Here is a 24,877-nt window from a genome sequence, read left to right as displayed (position 1 = left end):
TCCTTCCCGTAATACGGATGTACATCGCGGTTTCGAAGCGCCACACTCCCGCCTTCGCGCAATTCAGGAAAGACACCCCATGGCCGATCCGGAACCTATCCCCTCCACCTGGCAGCAGGGCAAGCCGCAGGTCGGCGCGGCCGCCACAGGCAACGCGGATGCGACGCGCGCGGCGCTCGATATCCTGGAGGCGGGCGGCAACGCCATCGATGCCGCTGTGGCCGCAGCCTATGTGATGGGCACGGTGGAGCCGCTCGACAGCGGGATCGGCGCCGGCGGTTTCATGATCCTGCATGACGCGGCGAGCGGCCGGACGGAAAGCATCGACTTTCTCGGCACCTGTCCCGCAGCGGCGAAATACGAACTCTATGCCTCGATGGATGCCGGCAATGAATATGTGATCCGGGTGAAGGGACGCGAGAACGAACGCGGGCACCGCTCGGTTGCGGTGCCGGGTTCGGTGCGCGGTCTCGGCGCGGCGCAGGCGAAATTCGGCAAGCTGGCGATGGCGGACGTCCTGGCGCCGGCGATCGCGCTTGCCGAAGGCGGTTTCCGCGTTGGCCACAAGGCGGCGCTGCGCATGGCGCGCACGGAGAAGCTGCTGAGCCTGACACCGGCCACGCGCAAACTCCTGCTGAAACCCGACGGCAGTCTCTATCGTGCCGGCGACGAGATGGCGAACCCGGAATACGGCGCCTCGCTGCGCCTGATCGCGAAGCAGGGGCCTGAGGTTCTCTACGAGGGCGTGCTCGGCGACCTCCTGATCGCCGAGATGGAGGCGCATGACGGTTTTCTCTCGAAAGCGGACCTCATGGGGTACGAAGCGATCTGGCGCGATCCCGCGACGGCCAGATTCAGGGGATACGACGTCGCGACCATGCCGCCGCCCTCTTCCGGCAGCCTGGTCTTCGCCGGGCTGGCGGCGCTCGAGGGCGAGACGGTCACGGACGGCGCGCATTACGGACAGCTCGCCGACGCGATGCTGGCGATGTTCCGCAAGCGGGCAGCGAGTTTCGGCGATCCGGCCTTTCTGAAAGCGGCGCCGGGCGAGTCGAGCGAAACCACAAGTCTGGCCGTCATCGACCGGGACGGCAACGCGGCCTGCATCACCTACTCGAACAACAACCATTCGGGTGTCGTGCTGCCGGGCACCGGCATCCTCCTGAACAACCAGATGATGCTGTTCAGTCCCTGGCCGGGCAATCCGAACGAGGTGGTTGCCGGCAAGCGCCCTGTCTCCAGCATGATGCCGAGCCTGATGTTCCGGGACGGGAAGATCCGCATGGCGATCGGGGCCTCGGGATCGACCCGCATTCCGACCTCGATCATGCAGGTGCTGTTCAACCGGCTGGTGCTGGGCGATGCCCTTCCGGACGCAGTCGGCAGGGCCCGGGTCCATGCCGAGACCGAGTCCATGCTGGCGGATCAGGAACTCGAGGAAACGGTTCAGCCGCTCGCGGACTCACGTGGCCTGAAGCTTACGCTCAGCCCCGGCCGCGATCCGATGCTGGCCTCGGTGCAGGCCGTCGGCGTCAATGACGACGGGACGATGGCCGCCGTCGGCGACCCGCGGGCGCGGGCCGCCGGGATGGTGCGCTAGCGCGGTTCAGGTCTCCGAATTGTCGGCCGCGAAATCCGCCTGCATCCGCTCCTCGAGCTTCAGGAGGTCCTCCGGCGGCTGCAGGCCCTCGGCCCGCATCGTGTTGAGGATGCGCTGAAGTTGCTCCCAGGCCTCGTGCAGGTCGGTGTTCTCTTCCTCGACCGACTCCAGGAGCAGCTGCGCGCTCATGGTCAGATCGTCTTGTGGCATCTCTCGCTCCCGTTTGCATTGCCGGCCGCTTGGGCATCAGGTTCGCCTGAGTGTACCCTGCCGGCCGTGATCGGGAACAGGCGATTGATCGTGGAGCGGAAATGACGCAGGACGGAGCCGGGGTGACGCTGGTGCTCGGCGGGGCGAGATCGGGCAAGAGCCGCTATGCCGAAGCGCTTTGCCGGGCCGCGGGCGGCGAGCGGATCTATATCGCCACGGCCGAGGCGCGGGACGCGGAAATGCGCGAACGCGTCGCGCAGCATAAGGCGGAGCGCGTCGGGGACGGCTGGCGCACGATCGAGGAGACCATGGATCTTGCGGGCGTGCTCATGCGCGAGGCCGGAGAGGGCAGGGTGCTGCTGGTCGATTGCCTGACCCTCTGGCTGACCAACCACCTGCTCGCGGGTTCTGACATCGGGACGGAGATCGACGGGCTGACCGATGCCGTCTCGGCGTGGCCGGGCGGCAGGCTGGTGCTGGTGGCGAACGAGGTCGGTTACGGGATCGTTCCGGAAAACAGGCTGGCGCGGCAGTTCCGCGATCACGCGGGGCGTCTGAACCAGCGCATCGCCGCGGCGGCGGACGAGGTCACGCTCGTCGTCGCCGGATTGCCTGTTTCGGTAAAGGGAGGCTGAGGCGCACCGGCCTCAGAAGAAGGTCCATTCGCCCGAAAGACCTCGGACGCGGAGCACGGAAACGAGGTAGATGGCTGCCAGGACCGCGATGATCGCAACCGCGATCACGTCCAGGGTTCCCTGAGAAACCACTCTGTAACCGAGCCACATCGCGAGGCACGGGGCCGCGATCCAGCTCGTGGTTCTGATCCAGAGAAGGTTCGCCTTGATGGCGTGCCTCCTGCGGGTGAAATATCGCCGTTTCATCGTCAGCCCTTTCAAACGTAAATGAATAGGCGGTCCAACTAACTAAACGAAATGTGTTTACGTATTGTAAATTAAAATCGAAAAGTGCATACTTCTTTACGGTGAGTCCCTTAGCCGATTCTCCTTGTGAGAACTCACTTTAAAATTCAACGGCCCGGTCGCCCTGATCGGGCCGCTTTTTTGTCGTCAGCAAGTATGTGGAATCGTTGGTCATTTGTCAAGAAGGCCTCATTTTTGCTGTGGATTTATATAAATTGCTATGTATTTGATGCCCCGGATCGTGGCAGTGAACGGCACCCCCGCGGCCCTGCGGGGCGATCGGCAAAGGCGGAAAAATGGCTGAGGCTTTCTTCACCGGGACGAGCGGAATTCTCTGCCTCGCGCTGCTCATCGACGCGCTTGTCGGCGATCCGCCGCGCGTCTGGAACCGGCTGCCGCACCCGGTGGTTCTGTTCGGCCGGGCCATCGCCTGGGGTGAGGCGCGGCTGAACGATCCCGCCCTGCCGGACGCCGAGCGCCGCCGCCGTGGTGTTCTGCTGCTCACCGTTCTCCTGACCGGCGCGGCAGCGGCGGGGTGGCTCCTGCACCGCGCGGTCTCGGGGCTCCCGTATGGATGGCTTCTGGAGGCGGCGATCGCGTCGGTCTTCCTCGCCCAGCGCAGTCTCTACGATCACGTCCGGGCCGTCGCCGTCGGGTTCGGGGAGGACGGGCTCGCCGGTGCCCGCAAGGCGGTCTCGATGATCGTCGGGCGCGATCCGGAGCGGCTCGACGAGGCCGGGGTCTGCCGGGCGGCGATCGAGACCGCAGCGGAGAATTTCTCCGACGGCGTGGTCGCGCCGGCCTTTTGGTACCTCCTCGGGGGGCTGCCCGGCCTGCTCGCCTACAAGGCGCTGAACACGGCCGACAGCATGATCGGGCACAAGAACGCGCGCTATCTCGATTTCGGCCGGGCCTCGGCGCGGCTTGACGATTTCGCGAACTTCGTTCCGGCGCGGATCTCGGCGGTGCTGTTCTGGGCGGCGGCCTTCGCGCTGCCGGACGCCGATCCGGCCGCTTCCTACAAGGCAACCTTCCGGGACGCGCGCAAGCACCGCTCGCCCAATGCCGGCTGGCCCGAGGCGGCGACGGCGGGCGCGCTCGGACTGCGCCTCGCCGGGCCCCGGGTCTATGGCGGGGAGACGGTCGAGGATGCCTGGATGGGCGATGGCAGGGCGGAGGCAAATCCGGGCGACATCCTCCGCACCCTCTCGCTCTTCCGTCTGGCCTGCCTCGCGCTGATGCTCGCCGTCGTCCTGATCGGGCTGCTCTTCCTCTGAGAACCTGCCCTGCTCCACATGGATGTTGTCCCGCGGTTCGATTTTTTACCGACCTTGCGGGAGCGGTTGCCTCTAAGGTGCCGGCGGTCTACATCGCGCCATCGCCGTCCCGGGAAAGCTCCGCCACGTGCCCAGCGAACTGACAATGAACCGAAGGGTCTGGCGCCTCGCCTGGCCGGTCGTGCTCTCGAACCTGACCATCCCGCTCGTCGGTGCCGTCGACACGGCGGTGGTCGGCCATCTGGACGCGGCTTTCTATATCGGCGGTGTCGCGCTCGGCTCCCTGCTCTTCGACTATATCTACTGGGGCTTCGGTTTCCTGCGGATGGGAACCACCGGCTTCGTCGCGCAGGCGAAAGGCGCGGGCGACGGCACGGAGGTGATCGCCGCGCTCGGCCGTGCGCTGATTCTGGGGCTCCTCTTCGGGGCTGGCTGCGTTTTGCTATCGGTCCCGATCGAGGAGACGGCCTTCGCGCTGCTCGAAGGCAGCGCCGAAGTGGAGGAGGCGGCGCGCAGCTATTTCGCCATCCGCGTCTGGGCGGCGCCGGCGGCGCTCTGCAATTTCTCTCTCCTCGGCTGGCTTTTCGGCATGCAGGCGATGCGCGCCGGGCTGGTGCAGCAGCTGTTGATCAATTCCGCCAATGTGGTGCTCAATCTCTATTTCGTGCTGGTGCTGGGCTGGGGCATCGAGGGCGTCGCACTCGCGACGGTGATCGCGCAATATGCCGGCCTTGCCGTCGGGGCCGCGATCGTCTGGCGCATGATGCCGCGGGACGCGCGCCGTCCGACGCTCCGGGAACTGACGGATTTCCGGCGCCTGAAAGCGATCATGGCGGTGAACCGGGACATCTTCCTGCGCACTCTCGCAGTCCTGACCGCGGGCGCCTTCTTCATGAACGAGAGCGCCAAGCTTGGCGACACGGTGCTGGCGGCGAACGCGGTCTTCGGGGTCTTCAAGAGCTTCGCCGGCTACGGGCTCGACGGCTATGCCCATGCCGCCGAAGCGCTGGTCGGCGAGGCGATCGGTCGCCGCTCGCGCAGCCGCCTGCGCGAGGCGGTGATCGCGACGACAAAGGGCGCCGCAGTCCTCGCCCTGCTGATCGCGGCGATCTTCTGGTTCGCCGGCGGGCCGATCATCGATCTGATCACCAGCATCGACGGCGTGCGCGAAACGGCACGGATCTACCTGCCCTGGGTCGCGGCCTTCCCGGTCCTCGCTGTCTGGTCCTTCCAGCTCGACGGGATCTTCATAGGCGCGACGCGCGGTCCGGAAATGCGGAACAGCATGATCTTCTGCCTGATCCTCTTCGTCGCCGCCGCGACGCCGCTCGTCGCCGCCTTCGGCAATCACGGGCTTTGGGCCGGCTACAGCCTGTTCCTGGCCGTCCGCGCCGTCACGCTCACGCTCTATTATCCCCGGATCGAGCGGGGGCTCGGTGACTGATCAGAATTCGTGCCTGTCGATCACCATCGGCTCTTTCTTGGCGTCGTCGACCCAGGCCTTGACCGCCTCGTTCTCCCAGACCGCATCGGCATAGGCCGCCGCCTCGTCGGCGAGCTCTACCGCATAGGTGCGGAAGCGCGAGACCACCGGCGCGAACATCGCGTCGGCGATGGTGAAACGGCCGAAAAGGTAGGGGCCGTCGGCCGGATCGGTCACCCGGCGCCGGTGATTGCGCCAGATCGCGGTGATCCGGTTGATGTCTTCCTGCACGCCAGGTCCGCGGCCCATGCCCGGGAAGCTGGAGCGCACGTTCATCGGCATGTTCTGGCGCAGCGCCTGGAAGCCCGAATGCATCTCCGCCGAGACCGAACGGGCGCGCGCGCGGGCGATCGGGTCGTCCGGCCAGAGCCCCGCTTCCGGATGTTTCTCGTTCAGATACTCGCCGATCGAAAGGCTGTCCCAGACCGTGAGCTCGCCGTCCTTCAGAACCGGAACCTTGCCCGTCGGCGAGTGGCGCAGGATCTCCTGCCGCGTGTTGGAGGTGTCGAGCGCGATCACGGTTTCCTCGAACTCGATGCCGGTCGCCTTCATCATCAGCCATGGCCGCATGGACCAGGACGAATAGTTCTTGTTCCCGATAATAAGGCTGTATGGCGCCATTTTCTTTGTTCCCTCTGAGCCCTGCCGGGGCCATTTGAACCGCCAGCGGCGTGGTGCGCAACCTCTGTCGTCGCCGTGCCCGCGCGGGAATGCCGGAGCCGCCCGCTCTGCCGCGCTTGAAGCGGGCCCGGAGCGCGGGCTAGAACGGATGGCGATTGACCCTCTCTGGAGCTCCTCCGATGCCGTTCCGATTCGTTGCCAAGGCCACTCCGAAATCCGTCCCGTTGACCCCGGTCAGCGCCGCCACTCTGCCGGGCTGGCTGAAAGGCGCGGAGACGCGGGTCGCGCGCTGGGTGCGCGATTCGGGCTTCAAGGCGGATGCGGGTGCGGTCTGCTTCGTGCCCGGCGAAGACGGCGGTCTCGAACGCGTGCTGTTCGGCGTTTCCGAAAGCGCGGCGCCGGGCGGCGGTCTCTGGGATCTCGCACCGCTCCCGGCGCAGTTGCCGAAGGGCCGCTACTATCTTGACGCGGCGCTGGCGCCGGAGGCGGCGACCAGGGCGGCGACCGGCTGGGCCTTTGCCCATTACAGCTTCGACAAGTTCAAGGAGAAAACCGTCTTCAAGGCGGAGCTGGTCTGGCCCGAGGGAGCGGATCAGGACGAGGTGAAGCGGCTGGCCGAGGCGACAGCGCTTGCCCGTGACCTGATCAACCGTCCGGCCAACGATCTCGGCCCGGCGGAACTGGCGGCGGCGGCCGAGGATCTGGCGAAGAGCTACAAGGCGAAATTCTCCGTCATCGAGGGCGAGGCGCTGCTTGCCGAAAACTTCCCGATGATCCATGCGGTCGGCCGCGCGGCCGACCGGGCGCCGCGGCTGATCGACATCCGCTGGGGCAAGAAGAGCCATCCGAAGGTGACCATCGTCGGCAAGGGCGTGATCTTCGACAGCGGCGGGCTCGACCTGAAGCCGGCCTCCGCCATGCTGATGATGAAGAAGGACATGGGCGGCTCGGCCCAGGCGCTGGCGCTGGCCAAGCTGGTGATGGACGCGAAACTGCCGGTGCGCCTGCGGGCGCTCGTACCGGCGGTGGAGAACGCGGTCTCCGGCAATGCCTTCCGGCCGATGGACATCCTTTCCTCGCGCAAGGGGCTCACCGTCGAGGTCGGCAACACCGATGCCGAGGGCCGGCTCGTGCTGGCCGACGCGCTGACGGAGGCGGACAGCGAGGCGCCGGAGATGATCCTCGACTTCGCGACCCTGACGGGGGCGGCCCGGGTTGCGCTCGGTACCGATCTGCCCGCGCTGTTCAGCAACGACGACAAGCTGGCGGAGGATCTGCTCGAGGCCGGGCTTGCCGAGGACGACCCGCTCTGGCGTCTGCCGCTGCACAAGCCCTACAAGGCGATGCTGAATTCTCCGAACGCGGATCTGTCGAGCACCGGATCCGGTCCGTATGCCGGATCGATCACCGCGGCCCTGTTCCTCGAGCATTTCGTTTCGGCGGAGACGCGCTGGGCGCATGTCGACCTGATGGCCTGGAACCTCAAATCGAAACCGGGACGACCGGAAGGCGGCGAGGCCATGGGTGTCCGCGCATTTTATAAAATGTTGCGTAAACGTTATGGTTAATCTGCGCGAATGACGAACGATCCCGTGGCATCGATCGTTGCGCAAGTCGGTATCGCCCTGTATAGTCAAATCGACTTCGAAACAAATACAGCGGTGCCGGAAGCGAAATGGCCGTCGATTCGATCCAAGCTCTCAGCATTTGGCGCAAGGCCCTGGTCGAAAGCGTCCGGCGCGACACGCCGGACCTGACCGCACGCCAGCTGGCCGTGCTGCTGACGGTCTATATCGAAAGCCCGCCGCACACGGTGCGGGGGCTCGCCAAGACCCTGAACGTTTCGAAGCCGGCCATCACCCGCGCGCTCGACCGGCTCGGCGAATACGGGTTCGTCCGACGCAAGCCGGATGAGAATGACCGCCGGAGTGTGCTGGTGCAGCGCACGGTAAAGGGCTCCGTCTTCCTGACCGAGTTCGGCGACCTGGTGGTCGGGGCTTCCAGGGGAACCCGGTTCGAGCAGTCCGACGCGGCCGACTGACCGCGCCGCCCCGGTTCAACCAATCAATATTGCGTCTTCGGATCGACAAGGTTGTTCGGCGCCTCGCCGCGGAACACCTTGGTGATCGCATCCGCCACCTGCTGCGCACCGCTCAGCGGGTTTGTCTGGGCCGAGACGTGCGGCCAGAGATCGACCTTCGGATGCTCCCAAAACGGGCTGTCCTGGGGCAGTGGTTCCTGGCGGAAAACGTCGAGGGCCGCGTAGGCGATATGACCGCTGTCCAGCGCCGCGAGCAGATCCTCCTCGACGACGTGGCCACCACGGCCCGAATTGATCACGAAGCTGCCTTTCGGCATGGCCGCCAGGGTTTCGGCATTGATGACGCCTTCGGTGTCCGGCGTCAGCGGCAGCAGGCAGCAGAGGATCTCGGTCCGTTTCATGAACGGAATGAGCTGGTCGGGGCCGAAATAACTTGTCACCCCGTTGATGATCTTCTCGCTCCGGCTCCAGCCGGCCGTATCGAAACCTAGGGCGGCGATCTTCGCCGCCGCGTCCGCGCCGAGCGCGCCGAGACCGAGGATGCCGACCTTGCGGCTCGCCGTGTCGGGCGCCGGCAGCGAGGTCCAGGTCTTGCTCTTGCGCAGCTCCTCGTATTCCGGCGCCTGGCGGTGGTAGCGCAGCACATGCAGCAGCACCCACTCGCTCATCGCCTGCGCCATCCAGGGGTCGACGAGGCGCATGATCTGCACGCCCTTCGGCAGCTCCGGGTCGGCGAAGATATGGTCGACGCCCTGGCCGAGAGAGCAGACGCATTTCAGGTTCGGGAAATCCTTCAGCGCACCGGGCGGCATCTTCCAGCCGAGCACGAACTCGATGTCCTTGGGGTCGCCGACATTCGGCCAGGCACGGAAATCGAGATCGGGGATCAGTTCCTTCAGGGACTTCTCCCAACCGGCGGCGGCGTCGTTCGAGGACCGGAAAAAGACGGCGGGCATTAGGCTCTCCGGGATGTGGGGTCGAGGTAGGGTCTTGGTCCTAGCATGGCATCGGCCGTCCCGGCCAGTGAAGGCATACCGCGCACCGCAATATGTCCGTCACAGTTATCGTCTAGCGTGCGTGCCTTTCCCTAGAACCGGATCTCGGAGGTAGCCCGGAATGTTCGTGTGGTTCTCAGACAAGGTTGAAAAATATGCGAGCGGAATCGAGGGCACCGGCCTGCGGGCCTTGCACGCGATCCCCGCGGGAGAACTGCTGGTCATTAAAGGCGGGCATGTCTTCACGCGCGAGCGGCGCGACGAGCTGGCGAAGACTCTCGGACCGTCCGAGATCCAGATCGACGATCACCTCTTCATCGGTCCTGACCGGCCGGGGGACCGGGATGCGGGGATGATGTATCTGAACCATTCCTGCGATCCCAATGTCGGGATCATAGGCCAGATCTCGTTCCATGCGATGCGCGACATCGCGGCCGGAGAGGAGCTTGCCTTCGATTATGCGACAGGCGACGACGATGACTGGAGCATGGAGTGCCGATGCGGGGCGGACAATTGCCGCGGGACCGTGACCGGCAAGGACTGGAAGCAGCCCCAGCTGCAGGCTCGCTACGAGGGCTGGTTCTCCGCCTATCTCGCGCGGAAGATCGCGGCGCTGAAGGACGGGTGAACCACCTCACTTATCCTCCGAATGAATGTCGTCATCCCCATGCGAATGAAGATGACGACCGGTTCTTGGGCGGATGATGAAATCATCAGGCTTTCGAGAGGATCTCAAGCGCGGCCTCGTGCACCCGCCCGTCGCCGGAGGCGAGGATGCGGTTGGTCGAACCCGGAGCCGGGCGCTCGCCCTTCCAGTCGGTGATGATCCCGCCGGCGGCCTCGATCACCGGGACCACGGCAAGGAAATCGTAATCCTGAAGGCCGGCCTCGACGCAGAGATCGACATGGCCGCTCGCGAGGGTCGCGAAACTGTGGCAGTCGCCGCCGAACACCTGGTAGCGGGTCGCGGCGCGCATCTCGGCATAGATCTCCTCGACGCCGTCGAACATGCTCGGCGAAGTGGCGGACAGGATGGCGCCGGCGAGGCTCTCGCACGGACGCACGGTGACCGGCGTGCCGTTCATCCGGGTCATGTACCCCTTGCCGCCGATCCAGCGCTCGTTCAGCACCGGCATGTCGATCACGCCCAGCACCGGCGAGCCGTTTTCGACCAGACCGATCAGGGTGCCGAAGCGCGGGCTGCCGGTGATGAAGGCCTTGGTGCCGTCGATCGGATCCAGCGACCAGACGAATTCCGCATCCTCCCGGACCTTGCCGAACTCCTCGCCCGCGATGCCATGCTCCGGATAACGCTCCTCGATCAGGGCGCGCATGACCTTCTCGGCGGTGCGGTCGGCGATGGTGACCGGACTCTCGTCGGCCTTGGCCTCGATATTGACGCCGAAATTGTGATAGCGGCGGATCACGCCGCGCGCGGCGTCGGCGAGGGAAGCGGCGAAGGCCGCGAGTTCGGTGGTGGATGGCCGGGTCATGTCAGGGGTCTCTCCGCAAATGAAAAAAGCCGGGCAACCCGTGCCCGGCTTTCTCAAGACAGTCTTCGCTCGGGATCAGCCGCCGGAGGCTGCTTTGAATGCGTCCTCGGCCGCCTGCACTTCCTCTGCCGTCGGCAGCGGCGCCGGGCTATCGGAGAGAGAGCGCAGATAGGCGACGAGGTCGGCCCGGTCTTCCGCTTTCTTGATGCCGGCGAAATTCATCTTCGTGCCCGGCGCATAGTCCTTCGGCTTCAGCAGGAACTTGTTGAGCGAGGTGTAAGTCCAGTTCGGGGTTTCGCCCGAGGACTTGATCGCGTCGGAATAGGCGAAGTCGGCGATGTGCCCCTTGTCGGCGTTCACGACGTTCCAGAGGTTCGGGCCGACCTTGTTCGGGCCGCCCTTGTCGAAGCTGTGGCAGGCCGCGCACTTCTTTGCGCCTTTCTCACCGGCCGCGACGTCCGCCGAAGCGAGCATGCCGAGGATCGGTTCTACCGGTGCCGGGCCCGCAGGCTCGGCCGCGGCCGTCGCCTCGCCGCCGGTCACTTCGATCGGATAGGCATTCTCTTCGAGATCCGTCGGGTGAACCAGCACGCCCGCGAGCTTGCCGACGCCCATCAGAAGCAGGCCGCCGCAGAGAACGCCCGCGGCGATCTTGTTGAATTCCAGAGAAGATGACATGCCGAACCCTCGTCCCGCCTTTGTTTCCCGCCGTCGCGCCACCTCTTTGGGCAACGCGCGGACCAGCTTATCTCACACTCCGGCCGCGCCGCAAAATCGGAGGCGACAGGCACGGAACAGTTTCCTATAAGGTTCCGCCCCTTAAGACGCAAGTCCGGACATCGGCTTGCCTGATCGAGCGGGGGGAGCGATGCGCGACATTTCGCCGCGCCGCTTGCATGATTTCCAGGGTCCGGGAGGGCTGACCGCGATGGCGGCGAGTGCGAAACCCAGCAATCCGATCGTGCTGATTCCGGCACGCATGAAGTCGGAGCGGCTGCCGAACAAGCCGCTGGCGACGATCGCCGGCGCGCCGATGATCGTCCATGTGATGCGCCGCGCCGAGGAAGCGAATCTCGGCCGTGTCGCCGTTGCCTGCGCGGAACAGGAAATCGCGGACGCGGTCAGGGTGGCCGGCGGCGAGGCGGTGCTGACGGATCCGGACCATCCTTCCGGCTCCGACCGGATCTGGGAGGCACTGTTGAAGCTGGATCCCGAGGGCAGGCACGACGCCATCGTCAACATCCAGGGCGACCTGCCCGTGCTCGACCCGGCGGTGCCGCAGGCGGCCTTCGCCATGCTCGACCGGGCCGAGGTCGATATCGGCGCACCGGCGGCGCCGATCGTCGACGAGGACGACATCACCAATCCGAGCGTGACCAAACCGGTCGTCGCCTGGGAGGCGGACGGCAGCCGCGGGCGCGCACTCTATTTCAGCCGTGCCACCGTGCCCTATGGGCCGGGCGAGCTGTTCCATTTCATAGGCCTCTATGCCTATCGCCGCGCCGCGCTCGAGCGTTTCGTCTCCCTGCCGCCCTCAGCGCTGGAGAAACGCGAGAAGCTGGAGCAGCTCCGTCCCCTCGAGGCCGGCATGCGGATCGACGTCGCCCGCGTTGACACGGTTCCGCTCGGTGTCGATACTCCGGCGGACCTCGAAAAGGCCCGGAAAATCCTCGAAAAACCGCGAGTTTGAAAGCAGCCCCGTGACCGAGCAGAAACAGAAGATCGCCTTCCAGGGCGAACCCGGCGCAAATTCCCACATGGCCTGCCAGGCGGTGCGGCCCGATCTCGAACCGATGCCCTGCCAGAGCTTCGAGGACATGCTGGAAGCGGTGAAGGCGGGAGAGGCGCTCTGCGCCATGGTGCCGGTAGAGAATTCCGTCGCCGGCCGGGTCGCCGACATCCATCACCTGCTGCCGGAGTCGGGACTGCACATCATCGGCGAGCATTTCCAGCGCATCAACGCGATGCTGCTCGGCGTGCCCGGCACGAAGATCGAGGACATCAAGGAGATCCGCTCACATGTCCACGCGCTGGCCCAGTCGCGCAAGCTGATGGCCGAGCTCGGCGCCAAGCCGGTGCAGCATTCCGACACCGCCGGCGCCGCCCGCTTCATCGCCGAGAAGGGCGACAAGTCGATCGCCGCGATCGGCCCGCGCCTCGCCGCCGAGCTCTACGGGCTCGACATCCTGCGCGAGGGCGTGGAGGACGCGGAGCACAACACCACCCGCTTCCTTGTCATGGCCCGCGAGGGCGTGGTGCCGCCGGCCAACAACGGCCGCTGCGTCACCACCATCGTCTTCCGGGTGCGGAGCGTCCCGGCCGCGCTCTACAAGGCGCTCGGCGGTTTTGCCACCAATGGCGTCAACCTGACCAAGCTCGAATCCTACCTCGTCGACGGGCATTTCTCGGCCGCGCAGTTCTATGTCGACGCCGAGGGCCATCCGGAGGAGACGCCGCTGAAGCTGGCACTCGAGGAACTGCGCTTCTTCTGTCCGAAGGGCGCGGTGAAGATCATGGGGACCTATCCGGCACACCCGTTCCGTATCGAGAATATCTGAAACGGTCCGCGCCAAGCGGCCAGAAATCAAGGGAGCTTCCTATGCCTTACGCCATCATCGCCCGCGACAAGCCCGGCGCCCTCGAGAAGCGGATGGAACATCGTCCGGCCCATGTCGAGTACTTGAAGTCGAAGATGGACCTGATCCTCTGCGGCGGCGCCACGCTCGGCGGCGCGGACGAGAGCATGGACGGCAGCCTGCTGATCCTCGATACCGAGGACCGCGCGGTGGCCGAGGATTTCGCGAACAACGATCCCTTCGCCCTCAACGGCGTGTTCGCCTCCGTGACTGTCATTCCGTGGCGCAAGACCATCTGGGACAAGGCCCTGCAGGGCTGACACGAGATCGGGAACGGGTGAGCCGGACAGCTCGCCCTTTTTCCCGACCAGGTCCTTTCCTCCCTCGCTACCGCCGCCTCGAGACGGGGCCTGCGCAGCGCAAAACCGGTTTCCCCAAGAGTCACTTCCCGTATTTCGGTTGTCACCCCGGCGCAGGCCGGGGCCCAGAGGACCGAAGGGCGGCGCGCGTCATCCCTGGGTCCCGTCCTTCGACGGGATGACGTGAGGGATTTGGGTCGCGTGCTTGCGCTTTTCGGCTGCCGGATATGTCCCTTGCTCCATTGGTGTCGCCAAGACGTAGGATGGACCCCGCGACTATAGGTCGACGAGTGCTGCCGGCAGCCGGAAATGCGGCCGCCAAACACCTATAAATTATTTATTTTCAATATGTTAAAGGTGATCTAACGGGTCTGTAACGCGCAAATAACGCTCCTCGCCTCTAATGTCCCTCGCCAGCTGGATATGGCGGCGCCGACAGAAGGAACGGCTTGTATTTGAGAGGAGCAGCGCGAATTTGCTGCGAACACATTCTCAGAAGCAAATTTTCACGAGAGTCATATTTTCGGGCCATGCGTCGTCCGCGCGTCGCATGGCCCTTTTACTTTTCTGAAAATCCTCCCACGCGCGGCCTTGCTCCGGCCGGTTCCCCTTTGCCGACCGGGAGAGGGCATGGACGGCGCCCCGCTTATCTCTCACACTCTTTTGGCGAAACGGCCGGAGCAAGGCCGCGCGTGGGAGGATCAAGATGGCGAGATACAGCATCGCGGTTGCGGGAGCCGGCGTGATCGGGCGGGAGCACTGCAAGCTGCTCACGGCCCATCCGGAGGTCGAGCTTGCCGGCATTGCCGATCCGGCGCCGGCGGGGCGTGACCACGCCAGAAGTCTCGGCGTACCGCATTTCCAGGATCTCGAGACGATGCTGGACGAGACCGAGCCCGACGCAGCAATCGTCGCCCTGCCGACCGGCCTGCACAAATCCGCCGGCCTTGCCTGCATCGACCGCGGCATCCCGTGCCTGATGGAAAAGCCGGTCGCGGCCACATTGAGGGACGCGTTCGACCTCGCGCGGGCGAGCCGGGAGGCCGGAATCCCGATCCTCGTCGGCCATCACCGCCGCCACAGCGCCGACATCCGGCTGGCCCGCGAGACCGTGGCGAGCGGCAGGCTCGGCCGTATCGTGACGGTGAGCGGCATGTGGTGGGTCGACAAGCCGGACAGCTATTTCGACATCGCATGGCGGCGGCAAGCGGGCGGCGGCACGCTGCTCATCAACCTGATCCACGATATCGACTGCATGCGCTTCATTCTGGGCGAGATAAGACGGGTTGCCGCCTTCACCTCGAACAGGGTGCGCGGCCTTGAGGTGGAGGATACGGCGAGCGTCTCGCTCGAGTTCGAGAGCGGAGTGCTCGGCGGCTTCACCATCAGCGACGCGGTTGCCTCGCCCTACAGCTGGGAGCGGACCTCCGGCCAGGCGCTCTACTTCCCGCACCAGCCGGAAAACTACCTCTTCATCGGCGGCCGCGACGGATCGCTTGAGGTCCCGACCATGGAACACTGGCATCACGGGCCGGGCGGCGGGGACTGGCAGTCCAAGCTCGTGCGCGAGACCCTGCCGCTCGACGGGAGCCAGACCTACGAGAACCAGCTCGCCCATTTCCTGAAGGTGATCGACGGGGCCGAGCCCCCTGTGATCGGCGCCGAGGACGGCGCCCGGACGCTCGCCGTTCTGCTCGCGGTGAAGAAGGCGGCGCGGGAGGGGCGTGTTGTCGAGGTCACGGAGATGCTGGAGGGGCTGTAGGGGACGACGCACATTGTCGCTCTTCACCTCCGTCATCCCGGACCCCGATCCGGGATCCATTCTCCGACGCGTCACTCCCGTAGCCAGTGGATCCCGACGTCCGTCGGGATGACGGGTCGCAAAGTGTGGGGAATTGAGTGATGTGTCCGCTTAATCCCGCCCCTTAATTCCGAGCAGCACTAGCTGACCCCAAGATCGAAATTGGTTAATTCTATCAAACTCTAATCTAAAGAACTTCGTGGCTAGCACTTGTCGAGGTTGCGAGAGCCTGTAAACGCGCAGCCAAGTTTTTTAAATCAGCTCCTGCTCCCGATCGTCCGTCTCCCCGTACCGCTGCAGTGACGGCTTCTTCAGCCCCTCGTAGAGCTTTTCGATCCCGGCATTGATCTCGCGGTTGTTGCGCTCGAAGAGCGAGTTGCCCTGGAGATCGCTTTCCACCAGCAGCGGGCCGAACTTCTCCACCTCCAGCACCCACATCGCCTGGGCGATGCCGAGTTCGTCGAGCCAGTGTGCCGCCCTCACGTTCTTGATCCCGCGCCCGAGCAGCGCGCCGGTGCCGTAGCCGACGGTGGTGAGATAGACCGCGCCGGCGGGCACGAAGAGATTCTTGTAGTCCTCCTCCGACATGCCTCCCTTGCCGACGATGAGCTTGGCGCCGGAGGCGGCGAACCAGTCCTTCATCCACTTGGAGAAGCGGAAGCTGGCGGTGGCGGTGACGGCGCTGACCCGGAGGCTGCCGTCCGCCTCGACCGCAGCGGCGGGGGAGCAGTGGAAATTGACGTTGGTGAGGTCTGCAAAATCGACCGGCGGGGCCTCACCGTCCTGCAGCACCTTCTTGTAGACGCCCTCGCGCGCCGTATAGATCAGGCCGTCGAGATAGACCACGTCGCCGAGTTCGAGCCCGGCGAGATCTGCGTCACTGACCGGCGTCTTCAGGCGGACCGTTTTGCGCTCGCGGGCATTTCCCATGAGACCGTCTCCCGTCGCATATAGGGGGTGAACCAGTTCGGGTCGGTGCGGAACTCCTTCCGCCCGTCGGCATGCAGGCGCACCGTCGCGCGGCGCGAGGAGAGGCAGAAGGCGTGCAGGCTCATCGGCATGCCGCCGGTGTGGGTGTAGCCGACCTCGATATGGCAATCGACCACCATGCTCTTGCCGACGAAGCCCATCGCGCCCATGCCGATGCTATTGCCGAGCTCCTGCAGCTCCAGCTCCAGCGCGGCGATCTTCGGGTCCGGGTTGCGGTCGCCGACGGTGCGCAGGCACGCGGCCTGCTTGCCGAGCACCATGCAGGTATCCTTGGAGCCGCCGAGCCCGACGCCGACGATCGCCGGCTGGCAGGCGAGGCCCCGCTTCCCGAAGGCGATCATGCCGTCGAGGAAGAAGCGCTTGATGCCGTCGATCCCGTCGCCGGGAAAGAGCATGCGGTAATCGGTGCCGAAGAGGCCACCCTTGTGCACGGTGGTGATGTCGACCCAGTCCGCGTCCGGCTCGAAGCTGTATTCGATCTCCGGCGCGTTGATGCCGATATTGTTGTTGTGGTCGGTGCGCCAGAGCGGATGCACCCGGTTCGGGCGGAGCGGAATGTCGTGGGTGGCGCGCGCGGTGGCGCTGCGGAGCGACTCTTCCAGCGCGATGAAGCCGCCTTCCAGCTTCGCCTCGTTGCCCGCCTTCACATAGTAGCGCGGCACGCCCGTATCGGCGCACATCGGCCGGCGATCTTCCTTCGCCGCCTCGTAATTCTCCAGCATGGCCTCGAGCACGAAGGCGGAAAGGTCGCCGTCCTCCGCCGAGGCCATTTTCTTGATGCCCGCGAGATAATCGTCCGGAATGTCGATCCCGGCCTTGAACATGATCTCGTAGGCAGCCTGTTCGACTGCTTCTTTTGCGATCACCGGCGCTCCTCCCTGATGCACGAGGCCTGGCTGGGGAGAAGCCTAGCTGCTTTCCGGAGCGGTGGGGAAGGGGAGATCAGGAAAAGGAGCCGTGCCGGAACGCTGCAGCGCCCCCGTCCTACTTCCCGTCCGGCTTCTTCAGCGCCCGGCGGGTGAGCCGATGGAGGAAAAACCAGAGTGCGACGACGAGCGCGGGCAGCAGGGCGGCAGATGTGATCGTCGGATCGACCGAGATGAGCTTCGCCTTCACCATGCCTTCGAGGAGGTATTTCAGCAGGCTGACCGCGTAATAGCTGATCGCCACCACGGAGAGGCCTTCGACGGTGCGCTGGATCGCCAGCGACTGGGCAGCACGGCGGTTCATGCTGTCGAGCAGGTCGCGGTTCTGCTGCTCGACCTTTACCTCGATCCCGGTGCGCAGCAGGCTGGAGAGCCGCGAGGCGCGTTTCGAGATCGCCTCCTGCCGGCTCTGCACCGACCAGCAGGTACGCAGCGCCGGGTCGATCCGGCGCATCAGGTAGTCGAAGAGATGGATATAGCCGTTGAAGCTGACCGCACCGAGCTGGCGCAACCGGCTCTCGACGATCTCGAAATAGGCGGTGCTGGCGCGGTATCGGTAGCTCGAATCCGCGATGATGGTCTCCAGTTCCGCGGAGAGCTGGGCGAGCGGATCGAGCAGGCTTTCGTCCGTCCGTTCCGGATCGTCCTCCGCCAGTTCCGCCGCGATCTTCGCCAGCCCGCGCTCGATCCGCTCGAGCTTCGGGCTGGAGGCGCGGGCGATCGGCAAAGACAGGAGGGAGAGCCGCCAGTAGGTTGTCAACTCCAGCACGCGCTGCACGGTCTGGCCGAGCAGCTCGGGGCCAAGGTCGCCGGCGCGCAGATACATCCGGTCGAAGCCGTCGTCATGGGTGCGCAGGTCGCCGTAGATCTCGACCCGCTCTTTCTCCATGAGATTGGCGAAGACCTCGTTGCCGTCGAACCAGCGCGAGAGCCGATTGGCGTCGAGCGGGGCGTCGATACCGTCGGAAACCGCGAGATGCACTGCGACCAGGACGTCTCCGAACTTGGCTTCCTTCCACTCGGCGGGCAGCAGGTTGAAGACGGTCTCCTCGAAGGGCGCGTCGAAGCTCTCGGAGCGGAGGAAGGTGTAGGTCGAGAACTCGGTATGGCGCTCCCACTTCACCGTGAAGGGACCGAGATTGGCGGTGAAATGCTTCATTTCCGGCGAGGGCTCGGGCTTGCCGTATTTGCGGCAGAGCGCGACCAGATCCTGGAAATCCTGTTCGCCGCCATGCTCGCCGGTGCCGAAGGCGAGGTGGCTGATGCGCAGCGGCGCCCGCGCCGGCCGGATCGGCCGGGCGTGCAGTTCCAGGGTCAGCTGATCCCGTTCGGGATGAAATTTCACGTCTCGTGCCCTCCACCGGAGCAGGACCGGTCCCAAACACCCTTACTGTGTCGCGCCGCCTCCCCCAATGAGGCACCTTGCCGCGCTTACCCGGCCGCCGTCATTCCGCTGCTGTCGGGGGCGCCCCTGCCTCGTCTTCGATCAGCGATTGACCGGGCGCGACGATGGAGAACTCGACCGGCACCATTTCAAGCGCCAGCCCGGCCTCGCTCTGCGTCACCCGAGTGAAGCGGGTCTCCTCCAGCGATCCTGTCTCCGGAAAGTCCTCGCGGTAATGGGCGCCGCGGCTGTCTTCGCGGGCGAGCGCGGCCGAGGCGATGACGGCGCTGATGTCGATCTGGCTCTCGAGGTTCATCCAGTCGTGCCAGGTGAGATTGAAACTGCGGTCGCCGTCGGCGAGCCCGGCCTCGTGCAGCTCGGCGCGGAGATCGCCGAGCCCAGTCATGGCTTCGGAGAGCCCGGCCCGGTCACGCAGGATGCCGACCTTGTCCCACATCAGCCGCCAGAGCCGCTCGCGCAGGTGCGAGAGATCGCCCCCTTTGGCGGCAAACGGCCGCTCGGCACGGTCGAGCCCGGCCTCGATGACGTTCCGGTCCGCCTCCTTCCAGCTTGCGCCCGCCTTGACGAAAGCCGCCATGCTCTCGCCCGCGACGCCGCCGAAGACGGTGGAGTTGGCGACCCCGTTGCCGCCGAGCCGGTTGGCGCCATGCACCCCGCCGCAATCCTCGCCGGCGGCGAAGAGGCCGGGCAGGGCGGTCGCGCAATCCAGCTCGAACTCGACGCCGCCCATCATGTAATGCGCGGTCGGCACCACCTCGACGCGGCCGCCCGCGAGATCGAAGCCGCAATCGGCGCAGCGCTCGACCATGCCTTTGAAACGCTTGGCGACATTCTCCGGCCCGAGATGCGCCATCTCGATATAGACCCCGCCGTTCGGTGTCGTCCGGCCGTCGCGCATCTCGGCATAGATCGCGCGGCTGACGATGTCGCGGGTCGCCCGTTCGCCATGGGGATGGTAGCGGGTCATGAAGCGTTCGCCGTCGCCGTTGAGGAGATAGCCGCCGGCGCCGCGCAAACCCTCTTCCAGAACCGTCCCGGTCATCCGCGTGTCAGTCCCGGCGAGCAGGCCCGTCGGATGGAACTGCACCATCTCCATGTCGCGCAAAGGCAACCCGCGGCGGAGCGCCATGCCCATGCCGTCACAGGCCTTGTCGCCGGAGGGCGTGTGGTAGAGGTACATGGTCGGCCCGCCGCCGCTCGCGAGCAGCACGGCCTTGGCCTCGACATAGCGGTAGCGGCCGGTGCGCATGTCGATCAGCAGCACGCCGGCGATGCCGCTGCCGTCGCGCGCCGGGACCAGCTCGATCGCCCGGTGCTCCTCCAGCTTGTTCACGCCGCGGGCCCAGACCTGCTCCATCAGCCGGTTCACGATCTCGATCCCGGTCAGGTCGCCCTTGTGCACGGTGCGGTCGAAGCTCTGCCCGGCGAAGGCCTTCTGGTGCAGCGAACCGTCCGGATTGCGGTCGAAGAAGCAGCCGAGCTCGTTCTCCAGCTCGTGGATGCGCTCCACCGCCTTGTCGACCAGCTTCCAGGCGAGGTCCTGGCGCGGCAGCCACTTGCCGCCGACGATGGTGTCCATGAAGTGCCGCTCGACGCTGTCGCCGGGGGCGAGCGCCACGTTGTAGCCGCCCTGTACCATGCGGGTGCAGCCGCATTTCCCGATCAGCCCCTTCACCGCGATGGTGACGTCGAGGTCGGGATCGGCCTGCAGCGCGTGCAGCGCCGCCATCAGCCCGGCGCCGCCGGAGCCGATGATCAGGATGTCGGTGCGGAGGGTTTCGATGTCGCGGCTCATGAGACCATGATCCAGAAGAGGAGGCCGGCCAGCACGGAGGCGCCGGCGCCGAGGGAGATCAGGACTTTCAGCGGGTCGCGCCAGGGCAGGAACTCCAGCGCCAGAACGCGCAGTCCGAAACCGAGATGAAGCGTCAGCAGCATGACGAGTCCCCATTCGGCGAGCTTGACCAGCGGCCGGTCGGTCCAGGCGAGCATGCCGTCGAGCGCCGCATCGCCCTCCAGCGCAAGGCCGAGGACGAGGAAATGGGCAGGCAGGAAGAGCGCGAGGGCGAGGCCCGACAGCCGGTGCCCGAGCGCCGCCCACCAGCCCGGATGATTGCGCGAGGCCCGGATCATGCCGTCACCGCCCAGACGGCGCGCAGGCCGAGTGCGAGCAGCAGCAGGGCGAACCCGCCCGTTGCGAGATCGAGCGAGCGGCCGCGCCAATGCGTCCATTCCCGCAGGATGTTGCGCAAACCGATCGGCGCATGCAGTGCGGCCGCGAGCACGAAGAGGCCGTAGAAGCCTGCCCAGAAGAGGCTGCCTTTGGTCCGTCCGAGGATTTCGCCCGCCGAAAGCCCGCCCTCGATGGCGTAGAGGATCAGGCCGAGATGCAGCAGCACCAGCGGTGCCAGCAGCATGGCGCTCGCGCGCTGCAGAAGATAGAGCCGCGCCTCCAGCATCAGAGCTCCCCCCGCATCAGGGCGGCGAGCGTCATCCGCTTCAGCCCGGCGATGCCGGCGGTCGGATTGATTCCGACCGGGCAATGCTCGACGCAGCTTCCGTGGCTGTGACAGGTGTGGCAGCCGCCGCTTTGCGAAACCGCGCGCAGCACGCCGCACCTGTCCGCGTCGCGTTCGTCGTTGGCGAGCGTCCAGGCCCGGTTGAGGGCGGCGGGACCGAGATAGCTCCCGTCCCAGCCGACGACGTCGCAGGCGGCGTAGCAGACCGCGCAGTTGATGCATTCGATCCCGGCGTTGGCGGCGGCCCGCGCAGGGTTTTCCGGAGAGACCGGTGCCATCGGCTCGTGCCTTGTCCGCGTCGGCTCGTGGCGCCCGCGGGCCTCCGCCCACTTCTCGAAGAAGGGCGCCATGTCGGTCGCGAGATCCTTGATCTTCGGCAGGTTGGCAAGCGGTTCGATGCGGAGCTTTCCGCCCTCGGCGACCTTCGCCACGTGGGTCCGGCAGGTCCAGCGGGGCTTGCCATTCACCTGCATGGCGCAGGAGCCGCACATCCCGACCCGGCAGGCGAAACGGTAGGCGAGCGCGGGCTCGGCGTTCCGCTGCACCCAGGTCACCACGTCCAGCACGGTCTGGCTTTCACGCCGGGGCACGCGATAGGTCCGGAGCGCGCCGTCCTCGGCCCCGCGCCAGATCTCGACCTCCAGCATTTCCTCCGTCTCGGCGGTGTCTTGCATGGCACCACTCCTTTTTCTGGAAAGCGAGTGTGGCGCCTATTCGGAGCGGCGGAAAGGGGCAGGCGTGGAAAAACTCCGGTTCAGCCCCGGCGTCTAGCTGTAGCGGCTAGCTATAGCGACTTTGGCCCCAGAAGCCGGGCCGGGTATCCAGCAGATGCTTGAGGCCGGTGCGCTCCAGCGCTTTCGCGATGGCGGCGTCGGCGGCATCCAGTACCACGTCCTCGTCCATGCTCAGCACCTTGCGGCCGCGCATCAGGATCCGCCCGTCGACGATGGTGGTGTCGATATCGGCGGCATTGGCGAAATAGATCGCCCGGTGCAGCGGCATGTTGGCCGGGACGAGATGCGGTTTCCGAAGGTCGAGCAGCACGATATCCGCCTTCTTGCCGGGCTCGAGCGAGCCGATCTCGTCCGCCATGCCGATCGCCCTCGCCGCGTCGATGGTGATCATCTCCAGCGCCTTGCCCGGCGGCAGGATCTGGTCGTCGCGGAAATGGCGGCGGTGGTAGTGCATCGCCTGCTGCATGTGGCGGAACATGTCGCCGGAGCGGTCCGGCGCGGGGGCGTCCGAGCCGATGGCGACGGTGACGCCGAGATCGATCAGCTCGGGCGCCGGACAGCGGCCGCGCACCGAGGCGATGGCGGAGGGATTATGCACCACGCTGGCACCGCTTTCGCGCAAGGCGGCGATGTCCGCTTCGGTCAGGTTGGTGCAGTGGGAGAGATAGGCGTCCGGTCCGAGAATGCCTTGCTCCCGATGGGCGTAGGCGATGCTGCCCTCGCGGTGCCCGTCCTGGGTGAAACGCAGGCCGAGTTCGCGCGACAGGGCGCGGACCTGGCGCGCATGGTCGCTCACCAACTCCGGCGTGACGCCCTCTGGCAGGGCAGCCTTCTCGTGGCTGACGGGGTATGTGAGGGCGATGGAGAGCCGCCCGTTCGCAGCGCCGTTCCATTTTCCAGCCAGCGCGCGGCTGACCTCAAGCTGGCGCTCGAAGGAGATCGACTCGTCTGCGCCGCTACCATCCCAGTCGCGATAGAGCCAGGGGAAGGGCGGGCGGTTGCAGCCGGCCGCGACCACGGCGCGGGTGCCGGCCTGCTCTATCGCGCCGCAGTGGGCATCGCCATGACGCGGATCGTCGGTCCGGCTGATGCTGTCGCCGCCGCCGAGCATGGAAACGCCTGTGGTGACCCCGGCGCGGATCCGTTCCAATGCGAAGAGCGCGGCGTCGGCGCGCCAGAATTCGGCGTCCGAACCAAGGGTGTAAAGCTGCTTGCAGGCGTCGAACCAGCCCTGCCCGTCATCGCTGGCGAGGGTTTTCACGAGAGCATGTCCGGCATGGGCATGAGCGTCGATCAGGCCGGGCAGGACGAGCATGCCGGTCGCATCGATCCGTTCGGCGCCATCGGCCTGCATGCCGCTTTCTCCGACACCGGCGATGCGCCCGTCCTGCACATGCACAGCGCCACGCTCGATGACGCGGCGCTTGCCGTCCATGGTGACGACGATGCCGCCCTCGATTATGAAATTTTGCACTGTCGTTCCGCCGTCAAAACAACCTGTAGTTAGGCGCGGCAGATGTTCTTGCCGACCGTCAGGACATTATGTGCGGTTGGCGTTCCACAACACATAGAAAAGATCCTGGCCCAGCGGGTGATCGGGGCAGGTGCCATCGGGTGCATCGTCTTCGGACGCATCTGCGACGGCAATCGGATTCCCGGAAACCTGAAATTTTTCAGATTCCTGCATGCCGAGACGCTGCAGAATGGAAACGCGGTTTCGGTTCTCGAAATCCGGCTGTTTCGGCACTTTCTTCTCCTCATGGGCGACGGTGTCTTGTGCTCGCCGGGACGATTCCGTCATCAAAGCGCAGAGTGAGTCAAGCCGTGGGGCGCGCTCCGTGAACCGTCCCGTGCGACACCAGCGGTTGCGGCGGGCGGTGTTGCGGATCGGGCCATCCCGCGCCTACTCTCGCTGCGGCAAAGCATCAGGGACAAAGCATCGATGAAAACGCTCGCCGATCTGATTGAAGACCGTTTCGGCCTGAAAACCAGGGCGGGAGCCGACATGCCGGCGGAAGGGGAACTGGCGAACATCCTCTCGCACCGCTCGCACCGGCGGTTCAAGCCCGACCCGGTGGAGGATGACCTGCTCGAGGTTCTGATGTCGGCGGCCTTCTCGGCGCCGGCGAAATCGGACCTGCAGCAATCGGGAATCGTCATCGTCCGGGACCCGGAGAAACGCAAGACGATCGAGGCCCTGATGCCGGCGATGCCATGGATCGCCGAGGCGCCGGTCTTCATGGTCTTTCTCGGCGACAACCTGCGCATCCGGCGGGTCTCGGAACTGCGCGGCAAGCCCTTCGGCAATGATCATCTGGATTCCGTTCTCAATGCCGCAGTCGATGCCGGACTGGTGCTGATGAACTTCATCCGGGCGGCGGAGTCCGTCGGGCTCGGCTGCTGCCCGATCAGCGTCGTGCGCAACCATATAGAGACCGTGTCGGAGCTGCTGGAGCTGCCGGAGCACGTCTTTCCGCTCTGCGGCTTCTGCCTCGGTTGGCCGGCGGGAGCCGGACATATCAGCCTCCGCCTGCCGCCGCGCGTGATGGTTCACACGGACCGCTATGACGACAGCGGCCTCGAGGCCGAGCTCGACGGCTACGATGCGAGGCGCAGCGCGCGCTACCGTATCCCCGACGAAAAGCAGAGATTGGTCGCTGAATACGGGCTGGCGCAAGATTACGGATGGTCGGAAGATAAAGCCCGGCAAGTTTCCAAGCCGGAGCGCACCCAGCTCGCCAAATATTTGCGCGACCAAGGTTTCAAGCTTGAGTGATCTAGCTCTTCGCGATCTTGCATCCCGGAAAAAGGACTGGCGTTGACCCGGCGGATTTTCTAACGTTTTTCCGGACAGGGAGAGCGCGCCGCCAAAAAAACAAAAAATGCGGTTCGGGCATGGGCCTGCGATCTCCCTGGATGACAAGGGA

Annotated in this window: 27 protein-coding genes; 12 read left to right on the top strand and 15 right to left on the bottom strand. The window is 65.7% G+C overall.

What is annotated here, in order from left to right:
* The first annotated feature begins 79 nt into the window (after nucleotides 1–79).
* Nucleotides 80–1,600: a gamma-glutamyltransferase gene (locus JJ959_RS04600; RefSeq protein WP_292880117.1), complete on the top strand. Its 1,521-nt coding sequence runs from the start codon at nucleotides 80–82 to the stop codon at nucleotides 1,598–1,600.
* Between the two features lie 6 nt (nucleotides 1,601–1,606).
* On the opposite strand, the gene JJ959_RS04595 is transcribed toward JJ959_RS04600, so the two are convergent.
* A complete protein-coding gene (locus JJ959_RS04595) occupies nucleotides 1,607–1,810 on the bottom strand; it encodes a hypothetical protein (protein WP_292880115.1) in 204 nt (67 codons plus the stop codon).
* A 101-nt stretch (nucleotides 1,811–1,911) separates the two neighbouring features.
* On the opposite strand from JJ959_RS04595, the gene cobU reads away from it, so the two are divergent.
* Complete coding sequence (cobU, locus tag JJ959_RS04590) at nucleotides 1,912–2,445, top strand: bifunctional adenosylcobinamide kinase/adenosylcobinamide-phosphate guanylyltransferase (RefSeq protein ID WP_292880113.1); 534 nt, start codon at nucleotides 1,912–1,914, stop codon at nucleotides 2,443–2,445.
* Nucleotides 2,446–2,457: 12 nt separating this feature from the next.
* Here cobU and JJ959_RS04585 read toward each other — a convergent pair whose 3' ends face one another.
* Complete coding sequence (locus JJ959_RS04585) at nucleotides 2,458–2,691, bottom strand: hypothetical protein (RefSeq protein WP_193185793.1); 234 nt, start codon at nucleotides 2,689–2,691, stop codon at nucleotides 2,458–2,460.
* A 335-nt stretch (nucleotides 2,692–3,026) separates the two neighbouring features.
* Here JJ959_RS04585 and cbiB point away from each other — a divergent pair, with 335 nt between their 5' ends.
* Both cbiB and JJ959_RS04575 read left to right on the top strand, forming a co-directional pair.
* Nucleotides 3,027–4,007, top strand: coding sequence for an adenosylcobinamide-phosphate synthase CbiB (gene cbiB / locus JJ959_RS04580; protein ID WP_292880110.1), 981 nt, complete (start codon nucleotides 3,027–3,029; stop codon nucleotides 4,005–4,007).
* A gap of 127 nt (nucleotides 4,008–4,134) precedes the next feature.
* Nucleotides 4,135–5,451 (top strand): MATE family efflux transporter, encoded by a 1,317-nt coding sequence (locus JJ959_RS04575; protein ID WP_292880108.1) that lies wholly within the window; start codon nucleotides 4,135–4,137, stop codon nucleotides 5,449–5,451.
* On the opposite strand, the gene JJ959_RS04570 is transcribed toward JJ959_RS04575, so the two are convergent.
* Complete coding sequence (locus JJ959_RS04570; RefSeq protein WP_292880106.1) at nucleotides 5,452–6,111, bottom strand: glutathione S-transferase family protein; 660 nt, start codon at nucleotides 6,109–6,111, stop codon at nucleotides 5,452–5,454. It abuts the gene before it with no gap.
* A 179-nt stretch (nucleotides 6,112–6,290) separates the two neighbouring features.
* Between JJ959_RS04570 and JJ959_RS04565 the strand changes: the two genes are divergently transcribed.
* Both JJ959_RS04565 and JJ959_RS04560 read left to right on the top strand, forming a co-directional pair.
* Nucleotides 6,291–7,679: a M17 family metallopeptidase gene (locus JJ959_RS04565; protein WP_292880104.1), complete on the top strand. Its 1,389-nt coding sequence runs from the start codon at nucleotides 6,291–6,293 to the stop codon at nucleotides 7,677–7,679.
* 107 nt (nucleotides 7,680–7,786) lie between these two features.
* The gene (locus JJ959_RS04560; protein ID WP_292880102.1) at nucleotides 7,787–8,152 is read left to right on the top strand and encodes a MarR family transcriptional regulator; all 366 of its coding nucleotides are present in this window, start codon (nucleotides 7,787–7,789) and stop codon (nucleotides 8,150–8,152) included.
* 23 nt (nucleotides 8,153–8,175) lie between these two features.
* Here the strand turns inward: JJ959_RS04560 and JJ959_RS04555 are convergent, their stop codons facing one another.
* Complete coding sequence (locus JJ959_RS04555; RefSeq protein WP_292880100.1) at nucleotides 8,176–9,108, bottom strand: glyoxylate/hydroxypyruvate reductase A; 933 nt, start codon at nucleotides 9,106–9,108, stop codon at nucleotides 8,176–8,178.
* A 160-nt stretch (nucleotides 9,109–9,268) separates the two neighbouring features.
* Between JJ959_RS04555 and JJ959_RS04550 the strand changes: the two genes are divergently transcribed.
* On the top strand, nucleotides 9,269–9,775 hold the full coding sequence (locus JJ959_RS04550; RefSeq protein ID WP_292880099.1) for an SET domain-containing protein-lysine N-methyltransferase: 507 nt from the start codon (nucleotides 9,269–9,271) through the stop codon (nucleotides 9,773–9,775).
* 85 nt (nucleotides 9,776–9,860) lie between these two features.
* On the opposite strand, the gene JJ959_RS04545 is transcribed toward JJ959_RS04550, so the two are convergent.
* The gene (locus JJ959_RS04545) at nucleotides 9,861–10,640 is read right to left on the bottom strand and encodes an inositol monophosphatase family protein (RefSeq protein WP_292880097.1); all 780 of its coding nucleotides are present in this window, start codon (nucleotides 10,638–10,640) and stop codon (nucleotides 9,861–9,863) included.
* A 75-nt stretch (nucleotides 10,641–10,715) separates the two neighbouring features.
* Nucleotides 10,716–11,318, bottom strand: coding sequence for a cytochrome c family protein (locus JJ959_RS04540; protein WP_292880095.1), 603 nt, complete (start codon nucleotides 11,316–11,318; stop codon nucleotides 10,716–10,718).
* Nucleotides 11,319–11,568: 250 nt separating this feature from the next.
* On the opposite strand from JJ959_RS04540, the gene JJ959_RS04535 reads away from it, so the two are divergent.
* From JJ959_RS04535 to JJ959_RS04520, 4 genes are all read left to right on the top strand, one after another.
* Nucleotides 11,569–12,330 carry a 3-deoxy-manno-octulosonate cytidylyltransferase gene (locus JJ959_RS04535; RefSeq protein WP_292880462.1) on the top strand — a complete coding sequence of 254 codons (762 nt, stop codon included), beginning with the start codon at nucleotides 11,569–11,571 and terminating at the stop codon, nucleotides 12,328–12,330.
* 10 nt (nucleotides 12,331–12,340) lie between these two features.
* A complete protein-coding gene (locus JJ959_RS04530; protein ID WP_292880094.1) occupies nucleotides 12,341–13,198 on the top strand; it encodes a prephenate dehydratase in 858 nt (285 codons plus the stop codon).
* Between the two features lie 41 nt (nucleotides 13,199–13,239).
* Nucleotides 13,240–13,536, top strand: a complete 297-nt coding sequence (locus JJ959_RS04525; RefSeq protein ID WP_292880092.1) for a YciI family protein — start codon at nucleotides 13,240–13,242, stop codon at nucleotides 13,534–13,536.
* 745 nt (nucleotides 13,537–14,281) lie between these two features.
* Complete coding sequence (locus JJ959_RS04520) at nucleotides 14,282–15,337, top strand: Gfo/Idh/MocA family oxidoreductase (RefSeq protein WP_292880091.1); 1,056 nt, start codon at nucleotides 14,282–14,284, stop codon at nucleotides 15,335–15,337.
* 291 nt (nucleotides 15,338–15,628) lie between these two features.
* On the opposite strand, the gene JJ959_RS04515 is transcribed toward JJ959_RS04520, so the two are convergent.
* The 9 genes from JJ959_RS04515 to JJ959_RS04475 form a co-directional block, all read right to left on the bottom strand.
* Nucleotides 15,629–16,306 (bottom strand): fumarate hydratase C-terminal domain-containing protein, encoded by a 678-nt coding sequence (locus tag JJ959_RS04515; protein WP_292880089.1) that lies wholly within the window; start codon nucleotides 16,304–16,306, stop codon nucleotides 15,629–15,631.
* Nucleotides 16,270–17,232: a fumarate hydratase gene (locus tag JJ959_RS04510; protein ID WP_292880087.1), complete on the bottom strand. Its 963-nt coding sequence runs from the start codon at nucleotides 17,230–17,232 to the stop codon at nucleotides 16,270–16,272. The genes JJ959_RS04515 and JJ959_RS04510 overlap by 37 nt, the downstream gene beginning before the upstream one ends.
* 118 nt (nucleotides 17,233–17,350) lie before the next feature.
* Nucleotides 17,351–18,637: a DUF3422 family protein gene (locus JJ959_RS04505; RefSeq protein WP_292880085.1), complete on the bottom strand. Its 1,287-nt coding sequence runs from the start codon at nucleotides 18,635–18,637 to the stop codon at nucleotides 17,351–17,353.
* A 100-nt stretch (nucleotides 18,638–18,737) separates the two neighbouring features.
* A complete protein-coding gene (locus JJ959_RS04500; RefSeq protein ID WP_292880084.1) occupies nucleotides 18,738–20,492 on the bottom strand; it encodes an FAD-dependent oxidoreductase in 1,755 nt (584 codons plus the stop codon).
* The gene (locus tag JJ959_RS04495; RefSeq protein ID WP_292880082.1) at nucleotides 20,489–20,830 is read right to left on the bottom strand and encodes a succinate dehydrogenase; all 342 of its coding nucleotides are present in this window, start codon (nucleotides 20,828–20,830) and stop codon (nucleotides 20,489–20,491) included. Before JJ959_RS04495 ends, JJ959_RS04500 begins: the two co-directional genes overlap by 4 nt.
* The gene (locus JJ959_RS04490; protein ID WP_292880080.1) at nucleotides 20,827–21,156 is read right to left on the bottom strand and encodes a succinate dehydrogenase; all 330 of its coding nucleotides are present in this window, start codon (nucleotides 21,154–21,156) and stop codon (nucleotides 20,827–20,829) included. The genes JJ959_RS04495 and JJ959_RS04490 overlap by 4 nt, the downstream gene beginning before the upstream one ends.
* The gene (locus tag JJ959_RS04485) at nucleotides 21,156–21,890 is read right to left on the bottom strand and encodes a 2Fe-2S iron-sulfur cluster-binding protein (RefSeq protein ID WP_292880078.1); all 735 of its coding nucleotides are present in this window, start codon (nucleotides 21,888–21,890) and stop codon (nucleotides 21,156–21,158) included. Before JJ959_RS04485 ends, JJ959_RS04490 begins: the two co-directional genes overlap by 1 nt.
* Nucleotides 21,891–21,996: 106 nt before the next feature.
* The gene (locus JJ959_RS04480; protein ID WP_292880076.1) at nucleotides 21,997–23,424 is read right to left on the bottom strand and encodes an amidohydrolase family protein; all 1,428 of its coding nucleotides are present in this window, start codon (nucleotides 23,422–23,424) and stop codon (nucleotides 21,997–21,999) included.
* Between the two features lie 66 nt (nucleotides 23,425–23,490).
* A complete protein-coding gene (locus JJ959_RS04475; protein ID WP_292880074.1) occupies nucleotides 23,491–23,697 on the bottom strand; it encodes a hypothetical protein in 207 nt (68 codons plus the stop codon).
* A 195-nt stretch (nucleotides 23,698–23,892) separates the two neighbouring features.
* On the opposite strand from JJ959_RS04475, the gene JJ959_RS04470 reads away from it, so the two are divergent.
* Entirely contained in the window at nucleotides 23,893–24,726 is an 834-nt protein-coding gene (locus JJ959_RS04470) for a nitroreductase family protein (protein WP_292880072.1), read from the top strand.
* Nucleotides 24,727–24,877: the final 151 nt, after the last annotated feature.

This window comes from Nisaea sp. (genome assembly GCF_017640745.1).
Taxonomy (GTDB): domain Bacteria; phylum Pseudomonadota; class Alphaproteobacteria; order Thalassobaculales; family Thalassobaculaceae; genus Nisaea.
Note: the sequence above shows the minus strand (reverse complement) of the source record. Positions and strands in the feature narration are given on the sequence as shown.